The organism is Klebsiella indica, from assembly GCF_005860775.1.
Classification (GTDB): Bacteria; Pseudomonadota; Gammaproteobacteria; order Enterobacterales; family Enterobacteriaceae; genus Klebsiella; species Klebsiella indica.
In genome coordinates, this window is record NZ_VCHQ01000066.1 from 1 (window position 1) to 2263 (window position 2263).

The 2263-nt window shown below is 52.6% G+C and carries 1 tRNA gene and 1 rRNA gene; both read left to right on the forward strand.

Going from position 1 to position 2263, the window contains the following annotated elements:
• The first annotated feature begins 296 nt into the window (after positions 1-296).
• A 16S ribosomal RNA gene (locus tag FE839_RS24460) occupies positions 297-1836 on the forward strand.
• Between the two features lie 86 nt (positions 1837-1922).
• Positions 1923-1997 (forward strand) — tRNA-Glu (locus FE839_RS24465).
• Positions 1998-2263 lie beyond the last annotated feature (266 nt).

Consider the following 2263-nt stretch of genomic DNA (forward strand, 5'->3'; position numbering starts at 1 on the left):
GAACAACGGCACGCAAGCCGCCGGGTCAGCGGGGTTAAGCGGTGAAAAGTCACCGTAAAAGCCGACAGGGAAAAGCAAAAATTAACGCTTGACTCTGAATGAGGAAAGCGTATAATACGCCACCTCGCGACAGAGCGCTGAAGCGCGTCGCAACTGCTCTTTAACAATTTATCAGACAATCTGTGTGGGCACTCAAAGTGACATGGATTCTTAAYGTCTTCGGACAATAAATGAATACCAAGTCTCTGAGTGAACACGTAATTCATTACGAAGTTTAATTCACGAGCATCAAACTTAAATTGAAGAGTTTGATCATGGCTCAGATTGAACGCTGGCGGCAGGCCTAACACATGCAAGTCGAACGGTAGCACAGAGAGCTTGCTCTCGGGTGACGAGTGGCGGACGGGTGAGTAATGTCTGGGRAACTGCCCGATGGAGGGGGATAACTACTGGAAACGGTAGCTAATACCGCATAAYGTCGCAAGACCAAAGAGGGGGACCTTAGGGCCTCTTGCCATCGGATGTGCCCAGATGGGATTAGCTTGTTGGTGRGGTAACGGCTCACCAAGGCGACGATCCCTAGCTGGTCTGAGAGGATGACCAGCCACACTGGAACTGAGACACGGTCCAGACTCCTACGGGAGGCAGCAGTGGGGAATATTGCACAATGGGCGCAAGCCTGATGCAGCCATGCCGCGTGTATGAAGAAGGCCTTCGGGTTGTAAAGTACTTTCAGCGGGGAGGAAGGCGGTGAGGTTAATAACCTTACTGATTGACGTTACCCGCAGAAGAAGCACCGGCTAACTCCGTGCCAGCAGCCGCGGTAATACGGAGGGTGCAAGCGTTAATCGGAATTACTGGGCGTAAAGCGCACGCAGGCGGTCTGACAAGTCGGATGTGAAATCCCCGGGCTCAACCCGGGAACTGCATTCGAAACTGTCAGGCTGGAGTCTTGTAGAGGGGGGTAGAATTCCAGGTGTAGCGGTGAAATGCGTAGAGATCTGGAGGAATACCGGTGGCGAAGGCGGCCCCCTGGACAAAGACTGACGCTCAGGTGCGAAAGCGTGGGGAGCAAACAGGATTAGATACCCTGGTAGTCCACGCTGTAAACGATGTCGACTTGGAGGTTGTGCCCTTGAGGCGTGGCTTCCGGAGCTAACGCGTTAAGTCGACCGCCTGGGGAGTACGGCCGCAAGGTTAAAACTCAAATGAATTGACGGGGGCCCGCACAAGCGGTGGAGCATGTGGTTTAATTCGATGCAACGCGAAGAACCTTACCTGGTCTTGACATCCACAGAAGTTTTCAGAGATGAGAATGTGCCTTCGGGAACTGTGAGACAGGTGCTGCATGGCTGTCGTCAGCTCGTGTTGTGAAATGTTGGGTTAAGTCCCGCAACGAGCGCAACCCTTATCCTTTGTTGCCAGCGGTYMGGCCGGGAACTCAAAGGAGACTGCCAGTGATAAACTGGAGGAAGGTGGGGATGACGTCAAGTCATCATGGCCCTTACGACCAGGGCTACACACGTGCTACAATGGCGCATACAAAGAGAAGCGACCTCGCGAGAGCAAGCGGACCTCATAAAGTGCGTCGTAGTCCGGACTGGAGTCTGCAACTCGACTCCACGAAGTCGGAATCGCTAGTAATCGTGGATCAGAATGCCACGGTGAATACGTTCCCGGGCCTTGTACACACCGCCCGTCACACCATGGGAGTGGGTTGCAAAAGAAGTAGGTAGCTTAACCTTCGGGAGGGCGCTTACCACTTTGTGATTCATGACTGGGGTGAAGTCGTAACAAGGTAACCGTAGGGGAACCTGCGGTTGGATCACCTCCTTACCTGAAGAACCTGCCTTTGCAGTGCTCACACAGATTGTCTGATGAAAAGTAAGAAGCAAGACGGCTGCGAAGTCGAGACACTTTGTGTCCCCTTCGTCTAGCGGTTAGGACTCCGCCCTTTCACGGCGGCAACAGGGGTTCGAATCCCCTAGGGGACGCCACTTGCTGGTTCGTGAGTGAAAGGCACAACCGATGATATCTCAAAACTCATCTTCGGGTGACGTTTGAGATATTTGCTCTTTAAAAATCTGGATCAAGCTGAAAATTGAAACGACACACTGAATAAGTGTGTTCGGGTCTCTCAAATTATCGCAATCAGAAGATGACACTGTAAAAGGTGATGTGAGCGATGTGAAGACAAGGCGTACCGCACGCAGCGAGCACAGTGGACTGAATGTCCATGAGCATCGCGAGTACGGAACAACGC